The organism is Pseudobutyrivibrio sp., assembly GCF_015057185.1.
Lineage (GTDB): Bacteria > Bacillota > Clostridia > Lachnospirales > Lachnospiraceae > Pseudobutyrivibrio.
The window spans coordinates 1-25808 of sequence record NZ_SVEV01000015.1; the positions used below are offsets into that span (position 1 = coordinate 1).

The 25808-nt window shown below is 36.0% G+C and carries 29 protein-coding genes and 2 tRNA genes; 4 read left to right on the forward strand and 27 right to left on the reverse strand.

Going from position 1 to position 25808, the window contains the following annotated elements:
• The first annotated feature begins 225 nt into the window (after positions 1 to 225).
• Positions 226 to 1785, forward strand: coding sequence for an ATP-binding protein (locus E7276_RS07395; protein ID WP_294215734.1), 1560 nt, complete (start codon positions 226 to 228; stop codon positions 1783 to 1785).
• A 142-nt stretch (positions 1786 to 1927) separates the two neighbouring features.
• Here the strand turns inward: E7276_RS07395 and E7276_RS07400 are convergent, their stop codons facing one another.
• From E7276_RS07400 to E7276_RS07470, 15 genes are all read right to left on the reverse strand, one after another.
• A complete protein-coding gene (locus tag E7276_RS07400) occupies positions 1928 to 3598 on the reverse strand; it encodes an HNH endonuclease (RefSeq protein WP_294215737.1) in 1671 nt (556 codons plus the stop codon).
• Between the two features lie 354 nt (positions 3599 to 3952).
• Entirely contained in the window at positions 3953 to 4345 is a 393-nt protein-coding gene (locus E7276_RS07405) for a hypothetical protein (protein WP_294215739.1), read from the reverse strand.
• Between the two features lie 2 nt (positions 4346 to 4347).
• On the reverse strand, positions 4348 to 4785 hold the full coding sequence (locus E7276_RS07410; protein WP_294215742.1) for a hypothetical protein: 438 nt from the start codon (positions 4783 to 4785) through the stop codon (positions 4348 to 4350).
• Positions 4786 to 5062: 277 nt separating this feature from the next.
• Complete coding sequence (gene rpsR / locus E7276_RS07415; RefSeq protein ID WP_028234190.1) at positions 5063 to 5317, reverse strand: 30S ribosomal protein S18; 255 nt, start codon at positions 5315 to 5317, stop codon at positions 5063 to 5065.
• 15 nt (positions 5318 to 5332) lie between these two features.
• The gene (locus E7276_RS07420) at positions 5333 to 5770 is read right to left on the reverse strand and encodes a single-stranded DNA-binding protein (RefSeq protein WP_294215748.1); all 438 of its coding nucleotides are present in this window, start codon (positions 5768 to 5770) and stop codon (positions 5333 to 5335) included.
• 27 nt (positions 5771 to 5797) lie between these two features.
• Positions 5798 to 6088: a 30S ribosomal protein S6 gene (rpsF, locus tag E7276_RS07425; RefSeq protein WP_294215751.1), complete on the reverse strand. Its 291-nt coding sequence runs from the start codon at positions 6086 to 6088 to the stop codon at positions 5798 to 5800.
• Positions 6089 to 6246: 158 nt separating this feature from the next.
• Positions 6247 to 7005, reverse strand: coding sequence for an NAD-dependent protein deacylase (locus E7276_RS07430; RefSeq protein ID WP_294215754.1), 759 nt, complete (start codon positions 7003 to 7005; stop codon positions 6247 to 6249).
• Between the two features lie 32 nt (positions 7006 to 7037).
• Positions 7038 to 7496, reverse strand: coding sequence for a divergent PAP2 family protein (locus E7276_RS07435; RefSeq protein ID WP_294215756.1), 459 nt, complete (start codon positions 7494 to 7496; stop codon positions 7038 to 7040).
• A gap of 17 nt (positions 7497 to 7513) precedes the next feature.
• Positions 7514 to 8353, reverse strand: coding sequence for a 16S rRNA (cytidine(1402)-2'-O)-methyltransferase (rsmI, locus tag E7276_RS07440; RefSeq protein WP_294215758.1), 840 nt, complete (start codon positions 8351 to 8353; stop codon positions 7514 to 7516).
• Positions 8353 to 9102 carry a tRNA1(Val) (adenine(37)-N6)-methyltransferase gene (locus E7276_RS07445; protein ID WP_294215760.1) on the reverse strand — a complete coding sequence of 250 codons (750 nt, stop codon included), beginning with the start codon at positions 9100 to 9102 and terminating at the stop codon, positions 8353 to 8355. The genes rsmI and E7276_RS07445 overlap by 1 nt, the downstream gene beginning before the upstream one ends.
• On the reverse strand, positions 9102 to 9980 hold the full coding sequence (locus E7276_RS07450; protein WP_294215762.1) for a PSP1 domain-containing protein: 879 nt from the start codon (positions 9978 to 9980) through the stop codon (positions 9102 to 9104). Before E7276_RS07450 ends, E7276_RS07445 begins: the two co-directional genes overlap by 1 nt.
• Positions 9977 to 11035 (reverse strand): DNA polymerase III subunit, encoded by a 1059-nt coding sequence (locus E7276_RS07455; protein ID WP_294215765.1) that lies wholly within the window; start codon positions 11033 to 11035, stop codon positions 9977 to 9979. The genes E7276_RS07450 and E7276_RS07455 overlap by 4 nt, the downstream gene beginning before the upstream one ends.
• Before the next feature lie 15 nt (positions 11036 to 11050).
• Positions 11051 to 11491: a YaaR family protein gene (locus tag E7276_RS07460; RefSeq protein WP_294215768.1), complete on the reverse strand. Its 441-nt coding sequence runs from the start codon at positions 11489 to 11491 to the stop codon at positions 11051 to 11053.
• A 4-nt stretch (positions 11492 to 11495) separates the two neighbouring features.
• A complete protein-coding gene (locus E7276_RS07465; RefSeq protein ID WP_294215769.1) occupies positions 11496 to 12083 on the reverse strand; it encodes a guanylate kinase in 588 nt (195 codons plus the stop codon).
• 46 nt (positions 12084 to 12129) lie between these two features.
• A complete protein-coding gene (locus E7276_RS07470; protein ID WP_294215772.1) occupies positions 12130 to 13509 on the reverse strand; it encodes an aminotransferase class I/II-fold pyridoxal phosphate-dependent enzyme in 1380 nt (459 codons plus the stop codon).
• 47 nt (positions 13510 to 13556) lie between these two features.
• Here E7276_RS07470 and mobA point away from each other — a divergent pair, with 47 nt between their 5' ends.
• Positions 13557 to 14171 (forward strand): molybdenum cofactor guanylyltransferase, encoded by a 615-nt coding sequence (gene mobA / locus E7276_RS07475; protein ID WP_294215773.1) that lies wholly within the window; start codon positions 13557 to 13559, stop codon positions 14169 to 14171.
• Here the strand turns inward: mobA and E7276_RS07480 are convergent.
• Both E7276_RS07480 and E7276_RS07485 read right to left on the reverse strand, forming a co-directional pair.
• On the reverse strand, positions 14168 to 15022 hold the full coding sequence (locus E7276_RS07480) for a hypothetical protein (protein WP_294215775.1): 855 nt from the start codon (positions 15020 to 15022) through the stop codon (positions 14168 to 14170). The two genes, mobA and E7276_RS07480, sit on opposite strands and share 4 nt — an antisense overlap.
• The gene (locus tag E7276_RS07485; protein ID WP_294215778.1) at positions 15022 to 15654 is read right to left on the reverse strand and encodes a type IV toxin-antitoxin system AbiEi family antitoxin domain-containing protein; all 633 of its coding nucleotides are present in this window, start codon (positions 15652 to 15654) and stop codon (positions 15022 to 15024) included. Before E7276_RS07485 ends, E7276_RS07480 begins: the two co-directional genes overlap by 1 nt.
• 192 nt (positions 15655 to 15846) lie before the next feature.
• On the opposite strand from E7276_RS07485, the gene E7276_RS07490 reads away from it, so the two are divergent.
• Entirely contained in the window at positions 15847 to 16359 is a 513-nt protein-coding gene (locus E7276_RS07490) for a hypothetical protein (protein WP_294215781.1), read from the forward strand.
• A 127-nt stretch (positions 16360 to 16486) separates the two neighbouring features.
• On the opposite strand, the gene E7276_RS07495 is transcribed toward E7276_RS07490, so the two are convergent.
• On the reverse strand, positions 16487 to 17872 hold the full coding sequence (locus tag E7276_RS07495) for a D-alanyl-D-alanine carboxypeptidase family protein (protein WP_294215783.1): 1386 nt from the start codon (positions 17870 to 17872) through the stop codon (positions 16487 to 16489).
• 118 nt (positions 17873 to 17990) lie between these two features.
• Here E7276_RS07495 and trmB point away from each other — a divergent pair, with 118 nt between their 5' ends.
• Positions 17991 to 18635 (forward strand): tRNA (guanosine(46)-N7)-methyltransferase TrmB, encoded by a 645-nt coding sequence (trmB, locus tag E7276_RS07500; RefSeq protein WP_294215786.1) that lies wholly within the window; start codon positions 17991 to 17993, stop codon positions 18633 to 18635.
• A gap of 164 nt (positions 18636 to 18799) precedes the next feature.
• Here the strand turns inward: trmB and E7276_RS07505 are convergent.
• The 9 genes from E7276_RS07505 to E7276_RS07545 all read right to left on the reverse strand — a co-directional run bounded on the left by E7276_RS07505 (position 18800) and on the right by E7276_RS07545 (position 25613).
• Positions 18800 to 18872 (reverse strand) — tRNA-Lys (locus E7276_RS07505).
• A gap of 200 nt (positions 18873 to 19072) precedes the next feature.
• On the reverse strand, positions 19073 to 20617 hold the full coding sequence (locus E7276_RS07510) for a hypothetical protein (RefSeq protein ID WP_294215789.1): 1545 nt from the start codon (positions 20615 to 20617) through the stop codon (positions 19073 to 19075).
• A gap of 8 nt (positions 20618 to 20625) precedes the next feature.
• The gene (fliY, locus tag E7276_RS07515; protein ID WP_294215792.1) at positions 20626 to 21234 is read right to left on the reverse strand and encodes a flagellar motor switch phosphatase FliY; all 609 of its coding nucleotides are present in this window, start codon (positions 21232 to 21234) and stop codon (positions 20626 to 20628) included.
• A gap of 232 nt (positions 21235 to 21466) precedes the next feature.
• Positions 21467 to 22396, reverse strand: a complete 930-nt coding sequence (locus tag E7276_RS07520) for an AEC family transporter (protein ID WP_294215794.1) — start codon at positions 22394 to 22396, stop codon at positions 21467 to 21469.
• A 48-nt stretch (positions 22397 to 22444) separates the two neighbouring features.
• Positions 22445 to 22518, reverse strand: a tRNA-Arg gene (locus E7276_RS07525).
• A gap of 38 nt (positions 22519 to 22556) precedes the next feature.
• Complete coding sequence (locus tag E7276_RS07530) at positions 22557 to 23429, reverse strand: DUF3881 family protein (protein WP_294215796.1); 873 nt, start codon at positions 23427 to 23429, stop codon at positions 22557 to 22559.
• A complete protein-coding gene (locus tag E7276_RS07535; RefSeq protein WP_294215798.1) occupies positions 23429 to 23923 on the reverse strand; it encodes a DUF4446 family protein in 495 nt (164 codons plus the stop codon). Before E7276_RS07535 ends, E7276_RS07530 begins: the two co-directional genes overlap by 1 nt.
• 24 nt (positions 23924 to 23947) lie before the next feature.
• Entirely contained in the window at positions 23948 to 24841 is an 894-nt protein-coding gene (locus E7276_RS07540; protein WP_294215800.1) for a ParB/RepB/Spo0J family partition protein, read from the reverse strand.
• 1 nt (position 24842) lies between these two features.
• Positions 24843 to 25613: a ParA family protein gene (locus E7276_RS07545; protein ID WP_294215805.1), complete on the reverse strand. Its 771-nt coding sequence runs from the start codon at positions 25611 to 25613 to the stop codon at positions 24843 to 24845.
• Positions 25614 to 25808: the final 195 nt, after the last annotated feature.

Consider the following 25808-nt stretch of genomic DNA (forward strand, 5'->3'; position numbering starts at 1 on the left):
ATACACTTCCCACTATCTGGGCGTGTTCGGGACTTTCACCCGTTAGAGCGCGCCCATGGCGCGCAAACCAAAAAAAGGAGTCCTATAAATAGGGCTCCTTACATAAATTGCATAAATTGCATAATAATTGTACGATGAAAACAAGTATTTATAATCCTTTTTATTTAACGATTAGATATGATAGTATTAGTGTAATGTATATTATAAAAAAATTGGGAGGTTAACATGTCTCGTACTTTTACAGCCAACACAGAAAACAGTAACTTATGGGCCGGCTTAGGAACACAATATACTTCTATTTCACAAGTTATAAATGAATTTGTGGATAATTCTATATCAAACTTTAAAGGCCATCCCTCACTAAATACCAATAGTATTATTATTACTTTAGAAGAATTAGATACAAGCGATGTTAAAATTTCAATAGAGGATTCTGGTACAGGAATCTCTGACTTCTCCAACGCCTTTGGCATTGGTGCTAAATCTCGCCAAGATTCCCCCCTTAATGAACACGGATTTGGAATGAAACAAGCCTTTGCTGCTGCAGATCCTCAAAATAGTTCATGGCGCTTATGCACACGTACAGACGCTTCATCAGCTACTTATGATGAAGTCTCTGCTCCATATACATTTAACAAAGATATGATTATTGATGATTCGAAAACTGATTGGCCTGGAGAGTTCAGTTCAACTGGTACATATATCGAATTTACCTGTTCTCATGCCCTTTTTAAAACTGTTTCTCGTGGTATCAAAGGTGATCAATCTAGATTTATTAAGCTTGCCGCTCTTCTTTATGAAGATTTAGGCTTTACATACGCTGGTATTATCAAAACTCTTTCAATTTCCATGAAATTAAAGGTTAAAGAAAAAGGTAAAAGTTTTGCAAGTTATAATTTGAGCGCCTTAGTTCCTAGTCAAAAAAGTGTCTATCCACCAGGAATTTCTAGTGAAACAGTTTCATTTGACGAAGATAGTAATTCATATATCCCTGATAGAAATGGTAAACTCACAATTAACTACCAATTTCTTGAGGTTGAGAGTAAAGACACTCCAAAAAATGACTCAGAATTATTTGATAACACAAAATCATGTAAATATTACAAAGCCAATATGTCGACTTCTGGTATAGAAATTCGATTTAATGGTCGAGTCATGAAATACAATATTTTTGATGATGTATGGGCTACTGAAAAACATAACTCTTATAATTCTTTGCTTGTTATCATTGATTTACAAACAGATGATGCATCATTATTACCAGGAACGACCACTTCAAAAAATGGTCTAAATGAGGGTGATGAAAAAATCGAAGCACTTTACGGATGGATTAAAAAGAAGATGCCTAACCCAATTAAATCCATGAGTAAGAGCACAAGTGAAATCGAACTTTTTAACAAACTAAAGGAAGATAAGGAACGAGCTTTTTTACACTCATCATCCAAACCTACCGTTTCTGTTGAACAACGTGTATGGCATGCCATTAGTACAGATGAAAAGAAATTACCTAGAATTGATTTATATGAATGTACTATATCAGGTGATGTAAATATTTATGAAGGTAAATACAATAAAACTGATTCTCAGGATGTTTATCAATTAAAAATGTACTGGGACGGTTTAATTAACGATGGCACCACACCTACTTGCGGAATTTTAGTCGCAGATGAGCATCCTGAATGGGTAATTAAATTAGTGTCCGAAATTAACAAACAGCTAGATTCTAACGGTAATAATTATAATTTTGTTACTGATACATGGAAAAACCTTGGAGTTAAATCATAATATCGTATTAACAATAAAAGGGATTTTTTCAAAGGCTCTAAAATATAACTTCTCCAGTTTCAAAAAACTATAGAAATATCATATTACTACTCATTTATAAAGAAAGAGAGAGAGCTTCAAATTAAAGCTCTCTCTTCATTTTTTATGATATTATTTTTGCACCTTTACTACGATTACATTTCCAACATAGTGTCTGAAGATTATCTTCTTGAGTTAATCCTCCTTTAGCAATTGGAATTATATGGTCAACTTCAAGCAATAAATTAGGCTCTGCACTTGTTGAATTTCCACATTGGCAACAAGTAAACTTATCACGTTCTTTGATAAACATTCTTAGCTTCGATGTCATCATAGCTCTTTGTTCTTTTGCCAATGCCTCAATTGACAATTTACTTTCAAGAGCATTAACAAGTTCAATTATGTTTTCTTCATTCATTGGAACTGTAAAAGAGCGTTGTGCCATACCACCATCACTCGTATATGTAAACTTATATTCCACATTAAGAATGGCTTCATCAATTATTGCAAGACCTAATCTCGAATAAAAGCCGTCTTCATCGTTCTCTAAAACATATGCTGGAACATTTTGGATATATTGTTCATAGTCTTTCTTATAGTTATCAATAATGACTTTCGCTTCTTTCAAGGTTTCCAGTTCTTCAATAAGTATCTTTAACTTCTGAATCTGCTCCTTGTACTGACTTTTGTTTGGATAGAAATACTTGATGATATAATTAATTGGATTATTCTCAGCACTACCAAATACATTTGATGAAACTTCAGCTGTAAATGGTGTAATACTCTTCTTGTAAGCACGAATATAATTATATGTATCTTCGTGTTGAGTTTCATTTCTTACAACTCTAGTACCAAATAGTTTCGATATAGACTGTGCCTTCTCATCGATATATTCATTAAATTCTTTGCGCGAAAGATTTAATGAGTTACAAGTTTCTTTAATCTTCGCAAAATCATCTGAAGCGTAGTACTCACTAATCTTTTTATCATCATCAACTATTTTCCTTACTTGAGTCTCAATGTTGATAATGAAATTTTCAAGCATATACCATTCTTCACTATCATTTTGTTTAATCTTTTGAATACTATTGATAGTTCTATCAAATAGCTGCTGAATCAATTCATCAAGTTTTTTGCTCCTAGCTTTAACAATAAGCTTATCTTTAGAGTCATTCGCAAAGTCAATAATAGAATTGACTTTTTCATAATACTCATGCTTCTTGTTTTCAAGCTCTTTTTTCGCTTCTTCCTTCAGAAGTTTATTATACTCTGCTTTTGTCATCAGCCATTCAGGATGTTCTTCTATCTCTTTAATTCGTGATTCTGAAAAATTTAATAATTTTTCACCTTTACGATTACCAGCTGACGTGATGTAAACTACTTTAACTCTATAACCTGTTGCTATATTTAATAACCTACGAAGATCAATTGCAACATTATTGTATTGTGGCCGCTCTTTAAACTCATTCTCTTTTAAGAAATCTTCAAGAATATTTTTTACATCTTTGCGTGTCATCGTGACTTGTTTAATCTTATCAATACAGTCATCATGTTCCTTTAGATATTTAATGTCATCATAATTCTCAAGTGTTTGTCGACTTTTAACCTTAACTGTATCATCAGTATTTTTAATAAGAGAACTTATATTAGATAAATGCAGATATCTAAGTATTTCATCATATAATTCACGACGCAATCTTTCATTTTCTCGAAACACTCTTGCCTTTTCTTTTTCGTTTTCTTTCTTAATAATAAGAATAACTGCAATAATCAATACAAATATTAAGATACCCATAAAACTACAACCTCATTTGTTTTTATTATTAAAATTATACCAAAAACATCCTCAATATAAAAAATTGAAAATTATTCCAATGGGAAATAGGAGGTCCGAGAGTCGAACTCGGGTCCTTTGTACTAAGTACACTGCGCCTCTCCGCTGCGCTAACCTCCTGTTTTGATTATTATAATATCACTTTCAATGGCATTTTATCGGACAGCACAATTTTAACATAGACACCTAAATCCCCTTTTTTCTTCTTTTTTCTTCCATTTTTCTTCATTCAAAAAGCTGATATATGAAAATATCAGCTTAATTAAGTCCTAACTTAAGAGAACAAATATAATTATTTCTAGACATTAAATATCATTAATATTCCTTACAATATCCTACAAAATTAAGCAAGCCAGTAATTACAACTCCTATTCCTATATACATAATTTGTGTTTTTAATGCCACTTCTTTGTACTTATCCCAAATAAACAATGACACCACACCACAAGATATTATTCCAAATACAAATCTAGCTACCTTAAAATTCAACTGAAGCACTACTGATACCAGAATAATTAATCCATAAACACCCCAGCATACTGCTTCGCTATATCCTGCACTTATCATCATCAAAAAAGGTAAGAAACCTACTATCAAGCCATTAACAATGTAAAAATGTCCTAGTAAAAACAGAACAATGGTTATCGCAAACATTGCCAATGTACCAAAGATACCTATTACTGCTCCAGCCATTTTACCATTATCCATAACTACTCCCCTTTCATTGCATCTGATAGCTTGCTTGCATATACTGCTGCACGTGCTGCTGTTTTAGCAACCTCGTTTTTATCTTGATCTACAGTAACTGCTCTATCTATATCCCAAACTAAATTCTTTTCAACTGCATCCTGGAACATTCTACCAAGTCTAGCCCTTACCTGCGCTGCAGACTCTGGATAGCCTGTATTTTCCAACTTTTTCTCAAGATTCTGGAAAGTAGGAAGCGCATGAAGGCTAAAAAAACCTTTCTGCGCCCTAGCTTCCCTTTTTAAATTTTCAAATTCAACTAATATATCAAACCCATTGTAACCATAGCGATCCTTAAGAATGCTATATACAAGATTATTAACACTTATTCCCTTATCATCAGCCTCTGCTTTCAAGTCTCCATAAACTGCTTCATTCAACGATAAATTAACTCTTGGCATATAATACCTCCTTCTACATGAGTGTTGTGCAACCATGTTAATTTGTATTATATGAGTGTCGTGCAATCGTGTCAACTATAAACCAACTGCTATATCATGATTTTATTCTGCTATGTAGTAGCTACTACTTGCGATTACCTTTGCCATAGCTTTTTTCCTTTTCTTTGATGGTTTCATCACCAAAAACACAAATTATGGAAGGCTGATTTAGATGTTAAAACATAAAAAAAACACTCTCTAGGTTTCCCTAGAAAGTGCTTTATAATCATTTCAAGAATTAATCCTGTACGTAAGGCATAAGTGCAACGTGACGAGCACGCTTGATAGCTACTGTAAGAGCTCTCTGGTGCTTAGCACATGTGCCTGTGATACGACGTGGAAGAATCTTTCCACGCTCAGAAATATACTTCTTAAGCTTTGCTGTATCCTTGTAGTCGATAACGTTATCTTTACCACAGAAAACACAGACTTTCTTTCTTCTATGCATTGGTCTTCTTCTCTGCTGACCATCGCCTGTCTTATTAAAAGCCATGATTTAACCTCCTACTTAATTGAACGGTAATTCCTCGTCAATTCCATCAGGGATATTCATGAAGCCGTCGCCTGCGTCAGAGCTTGGTGCGAAACCTGCGCCACCGTCGAAGCTGCTTCCGCCGCTCTGAGAATTCTTGCTCTCTGCGAACTCGACATTCTCGCAAACTACATCAGTGGTGTAAACCTTCTGTCCTTCTTTGTTTGTGTAAGAGCCAGTCTGAATACGACCCTCAACAACGAACTTTGTGCCCTTGCGAGCATATTTCTCAAGAAACTCTGCTGTCTTGCCAAAAGCTACACAGTTGATAAAATCAGCTGTCTGCTCATCGCCCTCTCTCTTAAATCTACGATCAACTGCAAGAGAGAATCTTGCAACAGCGCTGTTGTTTGCTCCACCGTAACGAACCTCTGGATCTCTAGTGAGACGTCCCATAAGAATTACTTTATTCATAATAATTAATCTCCTTGTCTTATACTATTAAGCCTCGTCAGCTCTAACGCATAAGAAACGAAGTACGTTGTCCATGATGCGAACATTCTCTTCGATCTGTGCAGGTACGCCTGCCTCAGCATCAAAGTGGATGAAGTAATAGAATCCTTCATTCATCTTCTGAATGTCATAAGCAAGTCTCTTCTTGCCCCAATCATCGACGTCTGAGATCTGGCCACCAAAGCGAGTGATATACTCCTTTGCCTTTTCAACTGTGGCAGTTCTTGCATCGTCTTCGATCTTCGCATTAACAACGAGTGCTAATTCATACTTGTTCATGCTTTTCTACCTCCTTTTGGTCTATAGGCCAAGTTACTTTCAAGTAACCTAGCAAGGATATAATTATTTATACCACGAATTAAGATAATAGCATGAACCTATGCGTTTTTCAAGGCTTATTTCCTAATTTCTTCTGTTTTTGACAAAATATCCACACATCAAAGAGTTATCCCTTGAAGCTTTGCTAGTTTTGTAAATACTTCGCCTATCTTTTCGTTTATTACGAGTACATTTTCACCAACACGTATATTTAGAGGGTCACGGTTGATGATTACCAAATTTTTGCCTCTAAAATAATTGATGAAGGATGCTGCTGGATATACTGTAAGTGATGTGCCACCTATTATCATCATGTCCGCTGAACTGATGGCATCGATGGCTCCGTTAACCTGGTCATCAGGCAACCCCTCTTCATAAAGGGTAATGTCGGCTCTTACCACGCCTCCGCAGTAATCACATCTTGGAATCTCATCCTCTGAATCAAAAATGAAATCCACAGGATAGGTGGTTCCACAATTCATGCAGTAATTGCGCAGGGCACTTCCATGAATTTCAAAAACCTTTTTACTGCCTGCCTTCTGATGAAGACCATCAATGTTTTGGGTAACAACACCTATGAGCTTTCCAGTCTCTTCAAGCTTTGCCAAATATTTATGAGCATTGTTTGGCTCAATTTTTCTTGTGTCCATCTTTTGCCTATGAAACTCAAAATAAACCTTTGGCTCATGAATCAAACAACTATGACTCAGTAAATACTCAGGTTGATACTTATCAAACTGAACATCTCGTTGATTGTAAAGTCCGTCTTTGCTACGAAAATCTGGTATTCCACTTTCTGTAGAAACCCCTGCTCCACCGAAAAAACAGATTTTTGATGACTCATCAATCATTTCTTTTAGTTTTTCGATATTATCCAATACTCTTCCCCCTTTCTACTATTCAGCTCTATTTAAAATTGAATATGATAAACAATTATTGAACAAATGACACCTATTACAGCTCCTAATAATAGCTCTGGAATAGTATGTCCTACTTTTTCTCTAAATTTTACAACATCAAGGGGCTGCTTGCCCTCTTCGCTTCTCTCTTCGTTAAGATTATTAAGAGCTCTTCCCTGTCGCTGAGTTTCGAACCTTACTCTTCTAGAATCATACATTGCTGTCAGCCCGAAAAATAATGCAATTGCAAATTCAAAGGAATCTGCTCCCTTTAAAGCTACTACTATGCATACAAGAGCTGTGACTAATGCTGCGTGACTACTTGGCATTCCGCCACCGCCAACTATTCGCTCCTTGCAAAATCCACTTCGAACACTGTCTATTACAACCTTTAGCAAATAGGCAACAATCCATGAAACCATAGGTGCTAAAAAGAATTTGTTTGTAATTATTCCCAATATTATATTCATATCTTCTCCTGCCAGTTTTAAAGTAAAGCGTTGTAAATATCTCGCTTACTAACTCCTCTGTCCTTTGCAACTGCCTTCATTGCGTCCTTTTTATCCATTCCCTGAGCTAAGTACATATCCATGTGCTCCTGAATGCTCATATCTTCGAAAGCAGCCCTAGCCTCCTCGATAACCTCGGCCTTTGATTTGCCAGCAATGACGAGAACATACTCGCCTCTAGGTTCCTTGGTCTCGTAGGATTTTAATGCTCCACCTATGGTAGTCTTCTCTTTTTCCTCATGCTTTTTAGTAAGCTCTCGGCATAAAGTAATTCCTCTATCCTCACCAAGCACCTGAGCTAACTCCTTCAGTGTGCCAATTAGGTGATGAGGCGCCTCATAAATGATGATTGTCCTAGTTTCATTTTTAGTCTCTTCTAGGACTCTACGACGTTCCTTTTTGTCTTTTGGTAAAAATGCCTCAAAAGCAAAGCGTCTGCAGGCCTGTCCCGACATTGTTACTGCTGTGATACATGCAGCTGGGCCCGGCACTGAAGTAACCTCGATTCCTGCCTCGTAACACATTGCCACAAGCTCTTCTCCAGGATCTGAGATACCCGGTGTACCTGCATCTGTGATAACAGCAATGTTCTGCCCATCTCTAAGCTTGGCAATCAGCTGGATAGCCTTGTCCACCTTGTTAAACTCATGATAGCTAGTCATTGGTGTATCTATCTCAAAATGATTAAGTAGCTTTATTGAATTTCTAGTATCTTCTGCTGCAATCAAATCAACCTCTTTGAGAATTCTGACTGCTCTAAAGGTCATATCCTCTAGGTTTCCGATTGGGGTGGCAACTAAATAAAGTGTTCCGCTCATTATCTCTCCATAATCATACCGTAAATATCGTATATCTCTTTGGTGTATTGACCTGGGCTGTCATAAACAATAAGTGGTGCCTCCACTGTAAGCTGAGGACCGCCGCCCTTTACACCCTCAATTAAAACCATATTTGGTTCCTTGTCCACAAATGGATAAACAAGCCTCATGCGCTTTGGCTCTAGCTTGTACTGTCTCATAAGTGTAATAATCTCCACCAACCTGAATGGTCGATGAACAAAATAACATCTGCCCATTTGCTTAAGCACTGCTGAGGTCTCCCTGATTACATCCTCTAGAGAACATAGCAGCTCGTGCCTCGCTATAGCCTTTGCATCATTTGGATTCTTAAGCCCATGATGATTGGTCATATATGGTGGATTACTAGTGACAACATTCATGCTAGCCTTGCCAAAAAGCTTTGAGGCTTCCTTGATGTCACCTTCTATTATATCAATTTTGTCCTGCAAATTATTAAGTAAAACAGAGCGATTTGCCATCTCAGCGCTTTCTGGCTGAATCTCAAGTCCCGTAAAATGTGCACCATCAGTTTTAGCCTCAAGCAAAATTGGCAAAATACCAGTTCCTGTTCCTAAATCAAGTGCAACCTCACCCTCTTTTACCTTTGCAAAGCTTGATAGCAAGACAGCATCCATGCCAAAACAGAATTTGTCAGGATGCTGAATAATTTTGTAGTCATTTATTTGCAGGTCATCTACTCGCTCATCAGAGCGCACAAGATTTTCCATTAATTTTTATCCTCCAATTCAGCCAATTCCTTGGCCTCCTCCTTAGATACCTGTACCTTTTTCTTGCGAGGCTTGAACTTAAGCTCGCTAGTAGGATACTCTTTGATTTCCTTTAAATCGCCATCCTCGAAAAGAACCTTTACTGTCTGGCGAAGTACATTAACTGACTGAACAATACCCTTGAAACCATCTGGTGTTGTAACAGTATCATTGATGCCAGGAAGTCTGCTGTTAAGGTACTCGTATGTCTCCTGCTCATTCTTAAGGCAGCACATAAGTCTACCGCAAAGTCCAGAAATCTTTGTAGGATTCAAAGAAAGGTTCTGCTCCTTTGCCATCTTGATAGATACTGGCACGAAATCAGTCAAGTAGCTCTTGCAGCAAAGCTCTCTACCACAAATACCGATACCGCCCATTAGCTTTGTCTCATCACGAACTCCAATCTGACGAAGCTCGATACGTGTATGGAATACTGCTGCAAGGTCTTTAACAAGCTCGCGGAAATCTATACGTCCGTCTGCTGTAAAATAGAAAATAAGCTTATTGTTGTCAAAAGTATACTCAGCTCCAACAAGCTTCATATCAAGCTCGCGCTTTGCGATTTTCTCTTCGCAAATCTTCATAGCCTCTTTTTCTTTTTCAACATTTTTCTCAGCCTTTTTAACATCCTCGTCAGATGCTTTTCTCATGATTTTCTTGATAGGTCCTGGAACCTCATCATCAGAGATTTCTTTATCTACAAGTAAAACTGTTCCAATTTCAACACCGCGAACTGTTTCAACAATAACCTGATCATCACGCTTGAGCTCTACTCCAGCTGGATCAAAATAATATACTTTTCCGCCGCCTCTAAAGCGCACGCCGATAACTTTTATCATCTAGTGTTCTCCTTCATTGCCTGTATAAGAAGCAAAATTGCCAAATCAAAATTGACATTTGCATTGAGTCTGGCTCTAGTCTCAGAAATGGTAGCTATAATTTGATTAATTCCATTATAGCTGCATGTCTGTGCCTGCTCATGAATATCATACAAATCTTCTTTAAAGATTATATTTCCATCATTCAATGTCGCTTTATATAATAGCACATCTCTGTACCAAAGGGTTATTAAATCTAGCATTTGGTCTATAAAACCCTGGAATTTCTCCCCTTCTGCAGCGTCCTCTTTCTTGTCTCGATCATTAAATTGTTTAATCTCGGCAACCTCAGAAGATATCTGAAACTCATCCATTTTGCCGACTTTTTTACAGAGAGACTCGACCTTGCCTTTAACCTCGTTAAAGTTTTCATCCCTAACAAGGGCAATAGCTTTCCCTACATTTCCCTGAGAAAATGTGGAAACCATCTCGGCCTGGTAATCAACAGACTCATACTTTTCCTGCAAAAGTCTTTTGATACTTTCCTTTTCAACTGTCTTCATTTGAATTAAGACACAACGGGATAAAATGGTTTGCAAGAATGCATTGTGATTGGATGTCAAAAGAATAATAATTACATACTCTGGTGGCTCCTCAATTGTTTTAAGAAGGGCATTTTGAGCCTGTGGATTCATTCTTTCTGCATCTTCAATAATATAGATTTTGAACTTTTTATAGTAAGGCTTTATATCAACATCATTAATCAGCTGTTCACGAATCTGGTCTACTGTAATATTTCTTTTGAACTTTTTGGTTTTGCTATCAAACTCTCTAGAAATATAAATAACGTCTGTATTATTGTGACTTATTGTACGTGCACATGCTGGACACTCACCGCAGGCGTCATCACCTGGGTTTTCACACTGAAGCATTTGTGCAAAGGCTTCAGCCAACATCATTTTTCCAGAACCCTTTTCTCCGCTGAAAATATAGGCGTGACTATGTTTGCCTGTTTGTACTGCATTTGTAAGAAGACTTTTGGCGTCCTCTTGGCCTATAATATCTGCAAAGCTCATTAAAATTCTCCCAAATCATGTGATGATATCTAAGAGCAAACCTCTGATTTCATCAACTCTATTTAAAATATCTATGTGATCTCTTTCGTCATTTACAAGTGCTGTTGCAAGCTCGTCCATTTTTTCATCAACAAGCTTTATCATGCCGTAAACTCTGTGGCGACCTCGCCTATCTAAGAAATTTTCTCGCGAAAACTTGTGGCTACGATTTACTACCTCGTTTAAAAAGTCTTTTACCAATCCACGGTATCGCTTCATGTCGCGAATATCCATATGCTCTGATAAAAGTTTGCCCTGTGTAGCAATATCATTCATCAAATTAGTTAGCTTTTCCTGTAAGTCTGCATCGTCAATTGCTGCAGCCAAAGTGAATTTGAATGTATCATCTACTGGCGCTTTGGCTGTTGTAGCTTCTGTCTGTTGAACTTGATTAACATCACTTACTCTAATATCCATAAGCTCACCTACCGTTAATAAATGCTGCTATTCTATCACTGGTAATTAAACTGTCATCATCGTTATTAAATACGTTTGTAATTCTGGCCTTTTCAAGATTTTCTGGAGAAAAATCCTGCTGGTCAGCTAAATAACGTCTACACATCTCTTCAAATTTTGGATGCTCCTGTAGCTTTTCTCGCTCCAAAGCTCTTGTGAGGCGTGTACCATCATCTACTTCTATATATATCGGAATAACATTGTCCTCACCGTAGTAGTCTCGTATTTTTACAAAGCTTTCTACGGTTCCGATAATCAAGTAATCGTGATTTGCTAAATCTATACTGCCATCATCCACTGTAAAATAGAACCATGGCCCATGAATTGTGTCGTACTTTCGGATTTCGATTACCTTTCCTGCTTCTATCAATCTGTCTTTCTCCTGAACAGAAACGAAATTGTACTCTTCCCCTGGTTTTTCATGACTCCTGATAGGGCGTGTTGTATAGGATACAATTGTTTTTAAATTAATATCTTCCCTCTCAAGCAAAAGCTTAAATATTGTGTCTTTTCCTGATGAGCTTTTGCCCATTATGCAATAAATACGTCCCATTATTTCCTCTTCATATTTTAATAATTTTAGTATAATTCACAAACCCTTAATTGACAACGGAAACCCCATTTCCGCTTAAGCCTGTAACATGAATTCCAACATTCTTTGCTTTTTTGATTAATTCCAAAGCTTCTGTGGTGATTAATTCTCCCGGAACCAGCACTGGCGCTCCCGGTGGATAAAGGCAAACCATTGCCGCCGAAACATGATTAATAGAATCTTGTAAATCTATTACCCTTGAACCCTTGGCCTTTGCCTCAAACATTTCCATTTTCTTGGTTGACCTGATGTAAATGCTTGGAAATTCAAATGTACCTAGCTCTAGACTTTTATCAATTTCTATTAGGGCATTTGCTAGCCTATCAAATCCAGTCTTCGTATCCATAACACTGGTCATTGCCAAAACATAAGCAAAGCTGGACATTTCAGTTTCAAGTTCATATTTTTCTCTAAGAATTCTGGCAAGTTCAATACCTGTGACATTTGTCTGTCTGGTTGAAATAATTATTTTCCCTGGGTCCTTGATTTCACTATCTTCATCAACGACCTTTAGATGCTTTAGTTCTCCACATTTACTATAGAAATCCTTCAAGTTTTCCACATAGTTATCAAAGGAATCCACGCTTTTTTCCAGATAATCCAAGCATTCACTTACCGAATTCATCAACACATAGGAAGGCGAACTAGTTTCAAAAATATCTAGTGCTTCTCGAATTTTTCTTCCATCAGCTATTTTGCCCTTTATGTGAAGCGCTGCCGTTTGAGTAAGACTTGGCAATGTTTTGTGCAAGCTTTGCACGGTTATATCTGCAAACTCAGTTGCCCTATGCTTAAATTCACTATGAAATCCTAAATGGGCACCGTGGGCAGCATCTACTATAAGGCATATATTTTTCTCATGGCATATCTTTGCGATAATCTCCAGGTTGGTATGATAACCTTCATAGGTTGGACTTGTTATTACAACAGCCTTTGCATCTGTATTTTCCTGCAATGCCTTTTCAACCATTTCTGGAGTTACAGCTTCATAAATTCCCTGTTCATCAAGCTTTGGATTTAAATATTCTACCTTTAGATTTCGAATCATCGCCCCATTATAAACACTTCTATGGGAATTTCGTTGGATGATAATTTTATCTTCCTCTTGGCAAGCAGCGTATATTGCAGCCAAGTTTCCAACTGTAGAGCCACCTACTAAAATAAAGCTTTCGTCTGCCCCAAAGAGCCTTGCCATTTTTTCCTGTTCACCAGCAATGACATCACTAGGGTCATGTAAATCATCCACACCCTCAACCTCTGTCATATCAATCTTGTATACTCCATCAAGATTTCTCTTGTGCCCCGGCATGTGAAATGGGTACATATTTGACTTGGAATATTCGTCTAGAGTTTTCTTTAGGTTCATATTTTGCTTTGTTACTTTCATTTTACTTACTTTATTTATATAATATTTGTAATCTACAGGAGGTTGGCATGAATAGAACTTTAGTTATACTTTGCGGCGGAGACAGCTCACGAATGGGCACAAAGAAAGCCCTCTTACCATTTGAAGATAAGACTATGGTTGAATACATTTATAATAAATTCTCACCATATTTCGATAAAATCTATCTTTCTGTAAATCAGAGAGGTGATTTGGCGCACCTAAATCTCGATGCTACAGAGATTCCAGATATTTCTAGAAATGCCGGCCCTTACGGTGCGATTCTATCTAGTCTTACTATGATGTCAGGTAAAAAAGCCTTTTTCATGTCTGTTGATACACCTTTTATGGATCCACGTATTGCGGTATATCTCTATGATCATTCCGATGATTACGACATCACCACCTTTAATTTTAGTGATGACAATCTAACTATCTGCGGTGTTCTTAGCAAAAAATGTATTGGTACTCTATTTAAAGGTATCTTCTACAAGCGCGCAAATCTTAGTTTTATTTTGAATCGTTGCAACACAAATATTATCGATATGGAAGAAATCCAGGATATTTCTGTGGTTTCCATGGAGCAACAATTCTACAAAGTTAATGATAGAAATTCCTACTACTATGCTGTTTTCTCTATCCTCAAGCACAACTTTGTATGCTAATCTAGGAATCGTTTTAGCTGCGGCATCCAATCACCCAAGAAGACTACATTGTCTCTAATTGCCTGCCAAATAGGTCTTATAAAGTTAATGAGACAAATATTAACGTCTTCCCATTTTGGTTCAGACTTTTTCTTTTGGCGTAACTCTACTTTCCATTTTCTTTTCATGTAGGTATAGTCCTTATATTCTTCGAGCATTTTTATTCTTGAATCATCTAAAGAAACTCCACGCTCTTCCATTAATTGAGCCACTCGCTCTTTTACCTTTCGACCATTTACTGGATGAGTGGTAAGAATTCTATAGGCTTCGTAATAATGGTCCATGTCATTTATTAATTCTAATTTTTCGATTATTTCAATTAGGTGTTTGCTTAGCTCTTCTTCCTTTGGATTAGTAAGAACAATTACATTTCTATTTTCATAGGCTGTTAGCTTTAGATCCATTTTTTCTGGCTCATGGGCAGCTCTATGCTTTTCAAAATAAATCTGAAGAGGAATGTACATTTCATCAACAGTTATCTTAAGGTGAATTACTCCCTCCTCAACGGAGCCGTTTACAGCAAATCCTTCTAATGCAGCCTTTGCCATGATTTCTTTTAGAATATCACGCATATATAGAACTGCCATTTTCTCATCTAGGTCTCTTACATACTCATAATAAATATTGCCTATGCATAAGTCCCTGTAAATATCTGGATTGAAATCCGAGGTATTGCATAGATATAGCTCGTTACAATATTTCCCGTCAGCAATAAGACCTATGATGATTTCAGCAACTGCTGCAGATAATAAATTTTTAAAAGGAATATTAAGTTGTTCTGATTTTTCCTTTATCTTAAATCTATTAATCATTATAGCCACACACCTACCATGTTCTGCACTTTCTTAAGGACCTTACGTTCCTTTGCATACTCCATCAATTTGGCTACATCCTTTTTTTCATCCATAATGTAAGCCCAAACGCCTTTTTTGAAATCCTCTCTATCAACCTTTTCCTGATATTTTAGATAATCACAAATTAAGCGTTCCTTTGTGTATATCTTCATTTTCCCACCGGCAAACTCTGTCTCGGTAACACCAAGCTCCAAGACCTCAGGCTCAGTATAGTAAGGAACTACAATTGGGTAATCTATATTGAATCTTGATTTGCTTGTATTTTTGTTAATGGCAACATTCCACTTGTAAGGTCTATCCTTCAAGTAGCCATACACATACATGGCGGTTTCCATTGTAAGAATTCCGTCCTCGCCAAACAATTTCAAAATCCACTGATCCTCTGTGCATTCAAAATACTTGGTTGTATAATAGCCACTTTTTACTCTAATTAAATAGCCTTCCTCTACAAATGTAAGGACTCTGCGATAATCAACTCCAAGAGCTTCTATTTCGCTAGTTTTCACTAGTCCCCCATTGTTTTCAACCAAGTCATTAATCTGTTCTAACTGGTATTGCTTTTTTTCGTCACGAGATAATAGCATTTCCATTTTTTCCACTCCTATTCCTTTGGCGAGGTAATTATTGATGTAATTATCCCATTCTATCAATTATCTGTCAATTCTTGGTGCCTGGTTTTTCCTTGAATATTAGCCCTTTAGCAATTATTTGTCTTTAGATGTCTTACATTTTGTCTTATAATATTATTAGTTCAATTGATTTTGTCTTTTAAGGGGGGAGTTATGTCTGAATCAACTATTACTCTTAGAAAAAATCCATCTCGCAAGGAATGTGAAAATGTAATAAAGAAAATACTCATGACAGAGGTTCTTGAACGTGGCACCAATGAACACTTCAAAAGCGCTTCTGATTTTATGAGCTATTTTCAATCGCTCTATCCTGCAAGTAGCAGTTTAACTAAACAGGTTCAACGTGCAGTGAAGGCACTTAATATGCCAAAGGATGAGCGCGGATATTTTATTATTAATAAAACCGAGGCACAGCTAAATCAAGATAAGGAAATTGCTTTTTTAATGAGTAAGTGCAATGCCAGCTTGGTTCCTTTGGAAGAATATGAAACTGTTTTTTTGAAAGCTAGCGGTCAGTATCTAGATTATCTGTTTCAACTACTTTGCGAATCAGAAACCTTTGCAGATAAAATAATCACTATGATCAAGACTTCTAATGGTGTTATATTGTATACGAATAATAAACATCAATTAGAAATAATGATTAATAGTCTGATAAATAGATAATTTGTTTTTCTAAACATGAAAATATTTTCGCGGTCTACAATAAAAAAGAACGACAGTATTTAGATTAATCACTGTCGTTCTTTTATTATTTTGTCGTTATTATAAATATGTAAGACAATTATTGTCGTTATCTACGTCTTTTTCTACGTTTTCCATTATCTCTAATGATAGTCATGTTAGTTTTAGCTGGCTTTGCGTGCCTTTCTTTAAACCTATGTCTATACAATAGAATGTTACTTGATTTACTCTTTATGAAAAATACCAAGGCAATCACTGCAATAATACATAGTATTACTAATCCAATTTTTGGATAGTCAACCTGTATGTATTCTTTTCCGCTACCGCCCTGCTCTACTGGCAAATTATCAAATGGATAGCTGCCTGTCTCTGCATTTGTAAACAATAGGTTAGCATAACCAACGCTTCGGTCTGCATAAGTATATCTAAGCTGACCTACAATTGATGAATTGCTTTCATCAGAATACGGCACCACTGTAGATGTAACATCTAGTACACTTGCAGCCTTTGGAATTACAATCAATCCCTTATCATCGATTTTGATTAATTCGCTTTTCTCACTAAGAATTCCTGTTACATCTGTGTTCTCTTCAGAAATCGATGCAAAATCAGAAACATTGTACTTACTAAAATTATCGAAACAGTATTCAAAAAGATTTGTGGTATCTACATACTGCTGTCCCGTTTGATCCTTCATTACTACGCATACAAGGGTCATTCCATCCTTTTTTGCGTATGTAACAAGTGTAGCACCTGCCACAACTGTATAACCTGTTTTTCCACCTAAGCAATAATCATATAAATATTGATTAGTTTTGTAATAATGAAGCATGCAATGATGGTTGTTAAGCATTGTAGCCTCTGAATGCTTATTAGTAGGTGGAATTGTATAGCTCTTTGTTCCAACTATTTCGGCAAACTTTGGAATAGCAAAAGCAGCACGGGAAATCAATGCCATATCATAAGCACTTGTGTAATGCTCCTCATCAGGCAAACCGTTTGAGTTATTAAAATGAGTATTCTTGCAGCCTAATTCCTTTGCTTTTTCGTTCATCATATCCACAAAAGAATCCATATCTCCTGCAACATGCTCACCTAATGCATAAGCACACTCGTTGGCCGACTCAAGCATCATTCCGTACAAGGTCTGCTCAACAGTCATTTCCTCATTAACATCTCTTGCAATACTAGATGAACCAAGTTCAGTTCCATATACAGCTTCTGCAGAAAATGTAACAGTTTCATCCAAATCACAATTTTCAAGCACAATCAACGCAGTCATTATCTTTGTAATACTTGCAGGATAATGAACATCGTCCATATTTTTCTCGTAGAGAATAGTGCCTGTTTCTTGTTCCATTACAATGGCTGATTCTGCTGTAACACTAACGCTACTTGGCCAATAATCAGCGGCCTGCACTTTAAAGCTTGGAATAGAAAGAAATAAATTAACTATAAATATAAGGCTTAAAGCCTTCGCAATTTTACTTTTCATTTTTTTACCTCGGTCTATAGTATAACTTTTTATTTCTAAGTCACGCAATACTATTCTTTCGTTTTTTTCATAAAGATGTTATTATATGCTATGTTTATAATTTAGTTCGGAGGTAAATATGAGATTACGAAACATACCTGGTGCAGATGAGGTGGTTTCAAACAGCCCTTATTGCATTTCAGATCCTGTTAAATACAAGGGTTTATATAAATCACAACTTTTTGAAAATGATAATCCGCTTCACATCGAAATAGGAATGGGAAAGGGTCAGTTTATTACTACTCTTGCCAAGCAGAACCCTAACATCAATTACATTGGTATTGAGCGCTACACTAGCGTTTTACTTAGAGCTATCCAAAAGGTTCAGGAAGAAGAAATTCCTAATCTTAGATTCATTTGCTTCGATGCAACAGATATTCTTGATATTTTCTCATGCTACGAAGTGGATAGAATCTATCTTAATTTTTCTGATCCATGGCCAAAGGATAGACACAGCAAACGAAGACTTACATCTTCTACTTTCTTAAACAGATACAATGCTATTCTTGCCAAGGATGGACACATTGAATTTAAAACCGACAACAAGGATTTATTCGATTTTTCTGTTGAGGAAATCAACAATCATCCAATCTGGAAAATTGATTCGTTAACATACGATTTGCATAATGATGCTACCATGAACGAAGGCAACGTTATGACAGAATACGAAGAAAAGTTTTCTAGTATGGGTAACCCAATCTTTAAACTAATCGCATCCAGATAACCAATATGCTGCACAAAGCGTCGAGTCTTTGCTGCAGCATTTTTTATATTCACAGTTCAAATAGTACTAAGTATCCATCCTCCTTTCGGGACAAGGGGATGGCTATTAAAATTTAAGAAATGTGAATATAAAAAAATAACGCCGAGATAAACTCGACGTTTTCGTGCGCGACCAGGGGTTCGAACCCTGGACACCCTGATTAAGAGTCAGGTGCTCTGCCAGCTGAGCTAGTCGCGCATATTCAATTCATTGCCTCAGCAACGAATATAAGTATATAGCCTGTTTCCACTTTTTGCAAGTGTTTTTTTATTAATTTTACATATTTTTCGAAGTTTTTTTCTTTCTTATTTCTGAATTTTCTATATCTAATACATTGATAGAATCAGTTGTCCGTGAATAAAATAATACCTGCCCCTATTATGAGACAGGTATCTATTTTATATGCTAGCAAATAGCTTTTCAATTTCTTCAGCTGACATTACACGATTTGGATCTGATAAATCAACACCAACATCAGGAATCACAACATCATCTGATTCTTCTTCCTTTGGTGGCTCTGGCTCAGGTTCAGGAGCTGGCTCTTCATCAACTGGACCACCAACCTCAGCAAGTAATGCATCTAAATCTGGGGCTTCTTCTAATGCCGGCTCCGATGCAGCAATTTCTACAACTTCTTCTGCCGCTGGTTCCTCAGTTGGTATTTCTACTGCTTCATCTGCCACCGGTTCCTCAGCTGCTATCTCTACTACTTCCTCTGCCGCTGGCTCCTCGGCTGGCATTTCTGCTACTTCATCTGCCACCGGCTCCTCGGCTGGCATTTCTGTTACTTCTTCTGCCACCGGTTCCTCGGCTGCGATTTCTACTGCTTCTTCTACCACTGGCTCGCCATCTGGGATTTCAATTAAATCATCTGCTGGAGCTTCCTCAACTGCAGTATCTAAATCTAATCCTAAATCTTCTACAGCACCTTCATCAGTAGCTGCATCTAAATCAAGTCCTAAATCATCTACAGGGGCTTCATCTGCAACTGGTTCTTCTTCAACCATTGCATCTAAGTCTAATCCAACATCATCAGAGGCTGACTCCTCAATTACAGGTTCTTCAGCTGGCACATCTTCTTCTACTATAGCATCTAAATCTAATCCCAGGTCGTCTACTGAAGTTTCTTCCATCACTGGCATTTCTTCTGCCGCTGGGGCTTCGTCCATCGTCGGCATTTCTTCTGCCATTGAGGCTTCTTCCATCACTGGCATCTCTTCTGTCACTGGAGTTTGTTCCATTACTGGCATCTCAGGAGCACTTGCCGGCTCCGATGCAACTTCTGTTACAACAGGTGGAACAACTACTTGAACAGGCTGAGCTGCAATTGCAGACATCTGACCCTGGATTCTTCCTTCTAAGCTAGATAACTGAGATGTAATTTCAGCAATCTTTTGCTGAATATCAAAATTCGTTTCCTTCAACAATGACTGTTGCTTTTCAATAATTGAATTGTTATTATTTTCAAGCTTCTCCTGGATGGCTATCATTTGATTGATAAGCTCATCATTGGAATTCATTAAAGCATCTGTATTTTCCTTACTTCTGGAAATTGTAACCTTTGCTACTGCCTTTTGGGCATTAATAATATCTTCTGCTGGCAGTGAGCTATTTTCTTCTATTGCTCTAAGTCTTTGATCAAGTTCATCAAAGCTTTTTCTTATGACGAGATAGGATGCCTTTTGCGCATTATAAATATCCTCATATTTCTGTTCTTCCATGTCCTTACTTTTCAAAGACATGTCTAAAACGCCGCTTATAAGGAAAAAAAGCGCAATAATCATCAATAGTATTCCAGCGGCCATCCCCATAAAATTGCTCTTGTAATTTATCATGATATATAATTCCATGATAATGAGTACCGCCACAGCAATACTAGCTAGAATAATTTGGATTTTATCCTTGGCAATTTCTCTTTGAATTCTTTTTCCGTTCTCGTCCATGTCGCCCCCTAGTCATTACTATTTTCGAATAGAGATACCATATCCTTTGCAAACGAAATAGGATACAGCTGCACCATAACAGAATCTACTACTGTACCAATTTTCAAATTAAATGTTATCTTTACAAAATCTATTTCTGGAGATTCAAATAATCTCTCAAAAATCTTTACACTTTCAACATCGATATTGTCTGTTTTTGGTGGAGAAATATCGACCACTCTGTTCAGTAACTGAGACATTGAAGATGCCGCACTTCCCATCATCTGATTCATTGCTTCTGAAACTGCTGATAATTGTATTTCACCAATTTCGTCAGGACCTGCTACTCCCTGTCCTCCCATCATTAAATCTGCGATTATTTTTACATCATTTTCTTTTAATATTAATACGTTACTTCCTGATAAACCTTTTACATAATTTATATGAACCAACACACATACATTATGATAATCGTCTAAAGCTTCGCTTTTTCTAATAAATTCAATTTTTGGTGTTGTAATATCTACTTTTAAATTATTTAACAAAGCACTTAAAGAGGTTGCTGACGAACCCATGCTTATATTAGCAATTTCCCCCAAAGTATCTTGCTGCTGTTTTGTTAATTCGATATCTGCCATGCATTTTCATCCTCCTCTTATTTATTTTCCCCCTATTTTGCGTATTACATTCTAAATTTGATTATACAATATCTTTATTTTTAAGACTACTTATATACTCTATTGTATTCTAACTCAATATTGCGAAAATTATGTGGTTAATTTATTATTTTTTCTTATTTATTCATTAATTATTTTGAGCCATCTATGGAAATTATTTAAGAAACAAAAAAAGACTTAGCAAGCTAAGTCTTTAAATAAATGATGCCACAATTGGTATTGTGATTATAGATAATAAAGTCGTAATTATTGTCGCCTTACTGCAAAGGCTCTCATCTCCACCATATTCTTTAATGAACATTGTGACGATGCTCCCAACTGGCATAGCAAACATTAAAACAAATACGCCAAATATTGTTTTGTCATGTTCCATGCCTCTAAAAACAAATGAAACTATAATTGGTATTATTACAAGTGTGATTAATGCAAATAAATAAAGGCGTACACCTTGGAATACTTTTTTAAGTGGAATCTTAGCAATTGAAACTCCAATAACAATCATTGAAAGTGGTATCGTTGCATCACCTATATAATCAAAGAATAATAACACTGAGTCATTAAACTGGAACCCGAGAAAATATATTATGATTGCAATTAAGGAACATACAGTTCCAATATTGATCATTCCTTTTATTCCACTTGTTCTTTCTTCCTTTGGAAGATTTTTCTGAGCAATGAAAGTACCAAGTGTATATAAGACCACATTGTATACAAGAATATAAAATGTTATATAGATAATGCACTCTTCTCCATAAATGCTAGAGATTACTGGTATTCCCATGAACCCTACATTTGAAAAAATAGTCATCAATCTAAAAACATTTTTCTGATTATCATTTTTAGAAAGGGCTATAGCAATTGGATAACTTAATATAATATTCATAGTAAAATAAATCACTATAAACATAAAATTTTCTTTTATTAGATTTAAATCAGCGCCACCTGCAGAAATTGCTGAAAGAGCTCCATTTATTACAAGGGCTGGATTAAAAATATTAACAACTATAACAGAGAGCTTTTTATAGCTGTAATCATCAAGCCATTCTTTTTTATAGCTCAAATAGCCAAGCCCCATCATAGCAAGTAACATTAACATTCTTTGAAAAATCACTATAATATCCATTTGTAAATCCTCTCTAAAAAAAGGAGCCCTTAAGGCTCCAATAAAAAATGTTCGAGATGGGATTCGAACCCACGGCCTTCCGCTTAGGAGGCGGACGCTCTATCCAGCTGAGCTACTCAAACATACGATTTTACACAACTATTAGATTTTAATCTAATAGTTATGAAAAATCAACCGTTCCCTGTAGCCAAATAATACCCTTAAAACGTCTACCAACTAAAGGTTCTCCGTACAGATTCTTTTTATTAATACATACTTCTAAAATCACATCGTTGCTATCAACTGTAAGAACATAAAGCTCTTCCATAGTAATGTGATTAATCAAAGATTTTATATCTAGAATTTCACCAAGTATTTCATACTTATCATTTTCGATACCATAAGGCATAAAATAACTTGTTACTACACTGAGAATATCTTCCCTGGTAACTCTTCTCGAAATTCTTTGATATAAATCAATCTCATCCATAGTCAAGCTTTCGAGAGCTTCTTCATTTCCCTCTCTCGCCTGCTCAACAAGATCAATTCTTTTTTGATTATTCATTTTAGCCTTTATACGACTTTTTTCATTGTCATACAAAGGGAGAATAATTTTGGCGTCTAAAGATAAAGCAGCCAATCTAATATCTTTCTTTTCGATTTTTTTATCCTTAAGATTATTTCTAAGGAACTGACCCATGTTCTGCAATTGAAAAATAAGATTAACACCTAATCTTATTTCATCACACATAACCAGGTAATTATCTTTATCAGATTGTTTAATTACTTCAACATCATTTTTAGCTGAAACTGACTCTCCAAAATAAGATGGATAATAGTAATCTAATACGAACTCATCATCCTCATTATAAACGCCTCTAAGAACGAGGCCCACATTATCAGCTACCATACATCTAAGTTCAACAAATTGATTTCCATCAAGATCTATTGCAGACTCATGATAATCAGGCCTAAGTCTTATTTCCTGGAGAAGATTTTCCAAGGTCTTTTTATTTAATTTACTAAATCCAATGGCTGGCAAATATTGATGCATTAATTTCCACCTAGTGCTTGTTCTAATGCTTGCTCTTCTTCTTCTGCAAGCTGGATAATTGAATTTCCATCAATTATCTCTTTAACATAAGTATAACATCCTTCTCTAGAATGCATAGCATTAATTACAAATCCTGAATTATTCTCATTTAATAAGCAAAGTGAAAAGCTAAGCTTTCCTCCCATTTCATTAAATGCGTCGTATTTAACAAGACCAATTTTTTGGAAGCAATCCTTCATGTTTTTGAAGATTGTATCTATATTTCTCTCATTACTTGCATTAGCCTCAATAAGTTCATCAACCTGCTCAAGTCTATAAACTAATGTATCCTCTAATGACTTTGCATCGCTTCCCTGCATAAAGATTTTATATCTCTTTTTTAGCTTTGACATTTGTACAATGAAAACTATTAAGAGAATCATCATAATTAAAACTAAAGCTGCTAGTCCTATTACGATGTAATCTGTGCTAATTCCTACGTATTGTTCTATCATTCTTGTCTCCTACAAACAAATGTTCTATTTTATATTTTCAAGTAATTCTACTATTCTATTAAGCTCATCCTGAGAATAGTATTCAATTTCAAGCTTTCCAGATTTATTATCCTTAGCATTAATAAATACTTTTGTACCAAGTACGCTCTTAAGCTTTTCTTGTGTCTGATGATAAACAGCAGCTAACTGAGGATCTAATTCATTTGACTTGTTCTTCTTGTCAGCGCCCTTGTCATTTAATAACTTTTTAACTTCACGCTCAACATCACGTACTGACATTTTCTCATCAAATGCTCTTTCAGCAAATTCATACTGCTTATCTAAATCTGTGATTGAAAGCATTGCACGGGCATGACCTGTTGTAAGCTTATCATCAACAATCATGTCCTGAACTCTCTTATCTAACTTTAATAATCTAAGAGCATTTGTAATTGTAGTTCTGCTCTTTGATACTCTCTCTGCAACCTCATCTTGCTTTAACTTGAACTCATCAATAAGTCGAGCAAAAGCCATAGCCTCTTCGATTGGGTTTAACTGTTCACGCTGAATATTATCAATAAGTGAAATCTCAACGAACTCCTGCTCGCTAAGATTCATAATTGTAACTGGAACCTTTTTGAAACCAGCAATTCTTGCTGCTCTCCATCTACGCTCACCACCGATAATCTCATAATAGTTTCCACGGTCCTGAACAATAAGTGGATTTATGATTCCATGTATTTTAATATTTTCAGCTAAGTCCTGAAGCTTATCCTCATCAAAATTTTTTCTAGGCTGAAGCTTATTAGGCTCAACCTTATTAATATCTACTTCAACTGGTGCCCCATGCTGTTCTGGATTAACAGCAACTACACCTTCATTTTTATTAACAATAAGAGAATCTAATCCCTTACCTAATCCTCCCTTTTTTGTAGCCATTTTATAAATCCTTTCTTCCAATAATTTCTTTTGCTAAATTACGATAGCTCTCTGCACCTGTTGACTTTGAATCATAAAGATTAATTGGAAGTCCATGAGATGGAGCTTCTGCAAGACGTACATTTCTTGGAATAATAGTTTGATAAACAGTTGCATTAAGATTATTCTTAACTGTATCAACTACATCAGATGAAAGGTTTGTTCTTGCATCATACATAGTAAATACTACTCCATCAATCTTAAGTTTTGGATTAAGTCTTTGCTGAACTAAGTCGATTGTATGAATCAACTGACTAATTCCTTCCAGCGCATAATACTCACACTGAATAGGAACAAGAACTGAATCTGCAGTAGTCATTGCATTAATAGTTAACATATTAAGAGATGGTGGACAATCGATAATTACATAATCAAAATCATCCTTTACATAATCTACTGCATTTCTAAGAATATATTCTTTCTCATTAATACCAAGAAGTTCAATCTCAGCACCAGCTAAATCTACATTTGATGGAATAACTGTAAGTTTTGGAATATTTTCAACCTGATACATACATTCCTTGATGCTACATTGATCAAGAACTAAATCATAAACAGTGTTCTCACACTCATCCTTATCTAAACCAAGTCCACTTGTGGCATTTCCCTGTGGATCAGTATCAATTACAAGAACCTTTTTTCCTGCTTCAGCCAAGCAAGCTGAAAGGTTAATACTAGTTGTAGTTTTACCAACACCACCTTTTTGGTTGGCAATAGCAATTACTCTCTTCATTTAATTATCTCCCTCACTTTATTTTTACATTATCTCTTCAACTCTTAGAATTATATCATTCCAAAAAAATCAATTCTACCAAGAAAATCTGTTTGAATTACTACTCTTCTACACTATATTTACTAGATATAGTAAATACTTTTCTATTGTAATAATGTTTCACGTGAAACATTATTAATATAAAATAGCAATATC